Annotated in this window: 6 protein-coding genes; all 6 read right to left on the reverse strand. The window is 37.8% G+C overall.

What is annotated here, in order from left to right:
• Positions 1-7: 7 nt before the first annotated feature.
• The 6 genes from lspA to ileS all read right to left on the reverse strand — a co-directional run bounded on the left by lspA (position 8) and on the right by ileS (position 6,163).
• The gene (gene lspA, locus GGQ84_RS09035) at positions 8-460 is read right to left on the reverse strand and encodes a signal peptidase II (RefSeq protein ID WP_429161877.1); all 453 of its coding nucleotides are present in this window, start codon (positions 458-460) and stop codon (positions 8-10) included.
• Between the two features lie 66 nt (positions 461-526).
• Positions 527-1,189 (reverse strand): TraR/DksA C4-type zinc finger protein, encoded by a 663-nt coding sequence (locus GGQ84_RS09040; protein WP_429161879.1) that lies wholly within the window; start codon positions 1,187-1,189, stop codon positions 527-529.
• Positions 1,190-1,222: 33 nt separating this feature from the next.
• The gene (locus tag GGQ84_RS09045) at positions 1,223-1,528 is read right to left on the reverse strand and encodes a DUF5665 domain-containing protein (protein WP_429161881.1); all 306 of its coding nucleotides are present in this window, start codon (positions 1,526-1,528) and stop codon (positions 1,223-1,225) included.
• Positions 1,529-1,634: 106 nt separating this feature from the next.
• Positions 1,635-3,005, reverse strand: coding sequence for a PFL family protein (locus GGQ84_RS09050; protein ID WP_429161883.1), 1,371 nt, complete (start codon positions 3,003-3,005; stop codon positions 1,635-1,637).
• Positions 3,006-3,025: 20 nt separating this feature from the next.
• Positions 3,026-3,307, reverse strand: coding sequence for an ACT domain-containing protein (locus GGQ84_RS09055; protein ID WP_429161884.1), 282 nt, complete (start codon positions 3,305-3,307; stop codon positions 3,026-3,028).
• Between the two features lie 87 nt (positions 3,308-3,394).
• Complete coding sequence (ileS, locus tag GGQ84_RS09060; RefSeq protein WP_429161886.1) at positions 3,395-6,163, reverse strand: isoleucine--tRNA ligase; 2,769 nt, start codon at positions 6,161-6,163, stop codon at positions 3,395-3,397.
• Between the last annotated feature and the right edge of the window lie 227 nt (positions 6,164-6,390).

Genomic DNA, 6,390 nt, shown 5'->3' on the forward strand with positions numbered 1-6,390 from the left:
TCATCCTCTATTTGTCTGTAATAAAAACATTTTCATCGTTCCACAACAATATGGCCAATAGGATGACCCCCACTACAATTCCTATATCTGCTATGTTAAATACTGGCCATATACGAAAATCTAAAAAATCCACAACGTACCCGGTATTAACTCGGTCAATTAAGTTACCCACTGCTCCACCTAATTGCATAGCTAAAGCTGATTTAACTAACCACTTGTCTTTAGGTAACTTAGAATTGAAGTATATTATAGCTAAACCGACTACTGCCGTTATAATTATAAAAAACACTGTTCGATGAGCAAGAATACCAAAAGCAGCTCCAGGGTTTTCTACATAGGTAATGTGAAAAACATTCTCAATAATCGGGGTAGACTGAGATAATTCCATCTTTGCTTTTACTATGTGCTTGGTTAACTGATCTATTACTAATATTGAAAAAGCTATAATCCAAAATATCATTTGTTCAACTCCATATATAAAAGTTTCCAAATAATTTTAGCACATAGCACTCAAAGTTTCAACAAGTTACTCATCTAGTTTTTCTTTTTCGTCCACACCATATGTTTCTTCATAAAACATTCCATCCTTTTTTGAAACATAAGGTATTCCCTCAATTTTTTCTACAAGTCCATCATCCTCATTATCTTCAATCAGATCTTGATATTCACCTGGCCTCTCGCTATCTTGAGGAGTGTCGGATGTTCCATATCTAGCTAAATCCCTCCATACGTTTTCCCCATCATACATGTTATCTAGCCCTTTATAGTTTTGAGGTACCATATTCAAAACCTCTTCCTCAACGGGCCTGTTATTATCAGTTTCACTTTCTTTAAGTTCTTTACATTTTAAGCACAAAGTTGTGCTAGGCATAGCTTCTAATCTATCAGCAGAAATTTCTTTACCACACATATCACAAATACCATAGTTGTTGGTATTAATTTTATCCAAAGCATTCCCTACATGCTGTAACTTATGTTTAATTCCTTCTGCAAGGGCAATGTCTTTACTCCGTTCGTATAACTCGCTACCTATATCTGCAGGGTGATTATCATAGGTTGCTAACTCAGCAATTGATTCTCCCATTTCTAATTCTTTGTATTCCTCCATGTGTTTGAGCTGAGCTTCTAGCTCTTTTCTTTCTTTTTCCAGTTCAGTTTTTATTTTTTGATTGTTGTTTTTAGTATCCATGGGAAGCCTCCTACATATTGTGATTTGGCGGCGTTATCTGACTCCTGTCCCCATCTGCTGATTAACTACTTTTATTATTTCTGCAATAAAGTCCCCAATCAAGGGCAAGTTAAGCACCACTAATCTTTGTAGAAAATAAATAAGTATAGCTCCTAAAATTGTAAAACCAACTGCTATTCCTAATCCACGAGCTAAACCCGCCATAAAGTTTACTAGCAGCAATCTCCTAGGACTATGCAATAGGTCAACATATTCAGCTATTTTCATTTTTTCTATTTTTACCGCCAAATCTTCAATTTTTTTATTTAACTCTTTTATAGTTTGATTATCATCTTTCATAATTATTCCCCCTCTCTTTATTATATTTTCCCAGATACTCTTATGAAAATATACGTATTGACTTCCACAAAATGCAAAAAAAGCCTTCTTAAGAAGGCTTTTTCTATTAGTTATTAAATGCTTGAAGTGGTGCAGGTATTCTACCACCTCTTCTTGCAAATACATTTGAGTTGTACTTATTAACTGGCATTATTGGTGCTCGTCCAAGTAAACCACCAAATTCAACCATTTCTCCTACTTCTTTTCCTGGAACTGGGATTATTCTTACGGCAGTAGTCTTTTTATTAATCATACCTATTGCAGATTCATCGGCAATAATAGCGGCTAATGTCTCTGCGCTAGTATCTCCAGGAACGGCAATCATGTCTAGTCCAACAGAGCACACAGCAGTCATAGCTTCTAGCTTGTCAATACTAAGTGCACCTACCTCAACGGCTTCAATCATTCCAGCATCTTCACTTACAGGGATAAATGCACCACTTAACCCACCTACGTAGGAAGATGCCATAACTCCACCTTTTTTCACGGCATCATTTAGCATAGCTAGGGCAGCTGTTGTACCGTGAGTTCCACACCGCTCAAGTCCAATTGCTTCTAATATATCTGCCACACTATCTCCAATAGCTGGTGTAGGTGCCAAGGATAGGTCTACAATCCCAAAGGGCACATTAAGGCGATTTGATGCATCTCTACCTACTAATTCACCCATCCTAGTAATTTTAAAGGATGTTTTCTTGATTATTGAAGCTAACTGGCCAAAGTCTACATCAGGGTTCTTTTTGATAGAGTTCAGTACTACTCCTGGACCACTAACCCCTACATTGATAACACACTCAGGTTCTCCGACCCCATGAAAAGCACCTGCCATAAATGGATTGTCTTCAGGAACATTGCAAAAGACAACTAGCTTCGCACATCCTAGACCATCTTGATCAGCTGAAGCTTCTGCAGTCTTTTTAATAATTTGTCCCATTTTTAGTACTGCATCCATGTTAATTCCAGCCTTAGTTGTTCCCACATTAACAGACGAACATACTCTTTCAGTGCGGCTAAGTGCCTCGGGAATTGAATCAATTAAGATTTGATCTCCTTTTGTAAAGCCCTTGTGTACAAGTGCTGAGAAACCACCGATAAAGTTAACTCCAACTTCTTTAGCAGCGCGATCTAACGCTTCTGCAAAGCCAACATAGTCTTCCACATCTGAACTCTCCGCTATCATAGCAACTGGTGTCACAGATATACGTTTATTAACTATGGGAATACCATAGTCCACTTCAATTTTATTACCTACTTTGACTAAGTTAGAAGCTAATCTAGTCACTTTGTCGTAAACTCTCTCTTGAGCAACCTTAGCATTTGCATGGGCACAATCTCTTAAGCTTATACCCATTGTTATTGTTCTAATATCTAAGTTTTCCATCTCAACCATGCGTATGGTTTCTAATATTTCCTGACTTGAAACTGAATAAACTGGCATATTTCTATTCTCCCTCCAAATTATATCCGATGCATATAGTCGAAAACTTGCTCATTTTGAGCAGTTATCTTAACACCTAATTCTTCGCCTAAGTTATGTAGGTTACTCTTTAGATGATTAAAGTCAATGTTGCACCCGGCAATATCCACAATCATAATCATTGTAAAGAAATCTTGCATGATAGTTTGACTAATGTCTGCAATGTTGGCATTTGCATCTGCTAAAACATTCGCTACACCTGATATAATGCCCACACGGTCTTTCCCTAAAACTGTAACTACAATCCTGTTGTTTTTCTTCATATCAATTTCACCCTTTTTCTAGTTTGTTTTATGTATTATACCACAAAGTAGCCAGCAAAGTTTTCTGACTACTTTGCTTTTATTCCATTATTTTTTTATTACTTCATAACATGAAGAACAAATAGTAGGGTGGTCACTGGCTTGACCTATGGTTTCGCTGTATTTCCAGCAGCGCTCGCACTTGTCACCAGGTGCTGAGGCCACAGCTATTTTAAAGTTATCTAACCCTGCCACTTCCCCTACTCCCTCTGTAGCTTTACCCAAATCATGAATACTTACTTTAGAAACAATTAGCAATGTGGCCAAATCCACCTTGAACTCTTCAAAGAAATCTCTTAAGTCCTGATCCACAAAAAGTTTAACTTCCGCATTTAGGGAATGACCTATTACTTTATCCCGTCTAGCTGCCTCTAGCACTTTAGCAACCTCTTCGCGGATGTCTAATAGTTTATTCCATTTAGCTTCTAATTGTTCGTCTAGGTAATCTTTGTTTACTTTAGGCCACTGGCTCAACTGAACACTCTCAGCCTTTTTAGTATTAGGTATATGTTGCCAAATTTCTTCTGCTGTAAATGTTAGAATCGGTGCAATTAATTTAGTCATAGCATCCATTATTTGATAGATGACTGTTTGAGCACCTCTCCTGTCTGTGGAGTCAGCAGGTTGCGTGTATAATCTATCTTTGACCACATCTAAATAGAAAGCACTTATGTCTACCACACAGAAATTATGAATGGCATGATATACTACGTGAAATTCATAGTTTTCAAAGGCTTTTGTCACCTTATCAATAAGTTTGTGTAACCGTATAAGAGCCCAGCGATCCAACTCATTAAGGTCTTCATATGCCACTGCATGTTGCTCATTGTCATAATCGTATAGGTTGCCAAGCAAGTATCTTGATGTATTTCTAATCTTTCTGTAAGCCTCTGTAATTTGCTTTAAAATACCCTGAGAAAGTGCCACGTCTACTTTATAATCAGCTGAAGACACCCATAATCTCAATATATCAGCACCCATTTTATTTATCACATCTAGGGGATCTATTCCATTCCCCATTGATTTAGACATTTTTCTACCTTTGTCATCCACTAAAAAGCCGTGTGTTAAAACAGCTTTGTACGGGGCTTGTCCTTTAGTTGCAACTGCTGTTGATAGCGACGAGTTAAACCAACCTCTGTGCTGATCGCTGCCTTCAAGATATAAGTCCGCTGGCCATTGCAGTTCTGGATTAGTTTCTAATACAGCTGCATGACTAGAACCAGAATCAAACCATACGTCCATGATATCTTTTTCTTTTCTGAACTCAGCATGCCCACACTTACATTTAAGTCCCGACGGTACTAATTCACTAGCCTCCTTTGCAAACCACACCTCAGAACCGTGCTCTCTAAATAAATTGGATATATGTTCTATAGTGTCCTGGTTTATAATAGGTTCATTACAGTCAAAACAGTAAAAAATAGGAATTGGCACTCCCCATGTCCGCTGTCTTGATATACACCAATCTCCTCTATCAGCAATCATGTTATAAATTCTGTCTCTGCCCCATGCTGGAATCCACTTAACCTTGTTAATCTCTTCTAATGCATTTTGTCTAAATCCATCAATAGAAGCAAACCATTGTTCAGTTGCTCTAAAAATAATTGGGTCCTTACAGCGCCAACAATGAGGGTATGAGTGTTTAGTAAATTCTAAATGCATTAAATAATTATTTTCTTTTAACTCTTCAGTAATTGCTTTATTAGCTTTATCATACTGTAGCCCTTCAAACTGATGTCCCTCCTCAGTGAAGACACCCTTGTCATCTACTGGTGAAACAACTGGTAAATCGTATTTTTTTCCTACTTCGTAGTCTTCTTGTCCGTGCCCAGGAGCTGTGTGAACACAGCCAGTCCCTTGCTCTAATGTTACGTGGTCACCTAGGATAACTAGCGAATCTCTTTCAAACAGCGGATTTGTGCAAATAATACCTTCAAGTTCACTGCCCGTGAACACTTTTATTGCATTCCACTTCTCATATCCTGATTTATCCAGGACTTGTTCATAAAGCTCTTCTGCTAAAATTAAGTTTTCTCCATCAGCTTCCACCAGTGTATATTTGTATTCAGGGTGTAAGGAAATTCCCACATTGGCAGGAAGCGTCCATGGAGTTGTAGTCCAAATTACAACGTGTGTATTTGTCTCTGATACAATACCTTTACCGTCTTTCAATGGAAATTTAACATAAATTGATGGTGACCGCTTTTCACCATATTCTACTTCTGCTTCTGCTAATGCAGTTTGGCAATCACTACACCAATACACAGGTTTTAGCCCCTTGTAGATATAGCCTCTATTAGCCATTTCACCAAAAACTTTTATTTGCTCAGCTTCAAATTTAGGATCTAATGTAACATATGAATTGTCCCAATCTCCTCGAATGCCTAGTCGTTTAAATTGGTCCTTTTGCAAGTCTACAAATTTAAGGGCATAATCCCTACACTGCCTTCTAAACTCGACTACATCTACCTTCTCTCTATTTAAGCCTAAGTTTTTTATAGCCTGCTGTTCGATAGGCAACCCATGGGTATCCCAACCAGGTACATAAGGCGAATCGTACCCAGCCATGGATTTATACTTGACAACCATATCCTTTAAAACTTTGTTTAAGGTATGACCCAAGTGGATATCACCATTGGCATAGGGAGGACCATCGTGCAAAATAAACTTTGGCTTACCACTATTGTTTTCTTTCACTCTCTGATAAATATCAATTTCTTCCCACTTTTTCACAATATCAGGTTCTCGCTTAGGCAAATTGCCTCGCATAGGGAATTCAGTTTTTGGTAAATTTAGAGTTTCATTGTATTCCATATTTTATCCTCCTTCTATAAAGTTAATATTTCTCTTTAATACTCACTCATTCTCAGTATTTCATTATCACCTAACAGTGGGTCAGCCTCAGGAACTGGATAGATATCTTATATCTATCATTTTTTTACAGGGTAAAGTCCATCCTATCTGCCAAACTGGTTATGTTTGGAAGTAATGGTATGACCGTGCTTATAGTCTCCACTAGTTTCATGGTCGCTTACCCTCCT

This window comes from Desulfitispora alkaliphila (genome assembly GCF_050433185.1).
GTDB classification, from domain to species: domain Bacteria; phylum Bacillota; class Desulfitisporia; order Desulfitisporales; family Desulfitisporaceae; genus Desulfitispora; species Desulfitispora alkaliphila.

What these genes read in the sequence shown, in the direction of transcription:
- GGQ84_RS09055 (WP_429161884.1), bottom strand. Translation starts at nt 3,307, where the DNA reads ATGAAGAAAAACAACAGGATTGTAGTTACAGTTTTAGGGAAAGACCGT.
- GGQ84_RS09050 (WP_429161883.1), bottom strand. Translation starts at nt 3,005, where the DNA reads ATGCCAGTTTATTCAGTTTCAAGTCAGGAAATATTAGAAACCATACGC.
- ileS (WP_429161886.1), bottom strand. Translation starts at nt 6,163, where the DNA reads ATGGAATACAATGAAACTCTAAATTTACCAAAAACTGAATTCCCTATG.
- GGQ84_RS09045 (WP_429161881.1), bottom strand. Translation starts at nt 1,528, where the DNA reads ATGAAAGATGATAATCAAACTATAAAAGAGTTAAATAAAAAAATTGAA.
- GGQ84_RS09040 (WP_429161879.1), bottom strand. Translation starts at nt 1,189, where the DNA reads ATGGATACTAAAAACAACAATCAAAAAATAAAAACTGAACTGGAAAAA.
- lspA (WP_429161877.1), bottom strand. Translation starts at nt 460, where the DNA reads ATGATATTTTGGATTATAGCTTTTTCAATATTAGTAATAGATCAGTTA.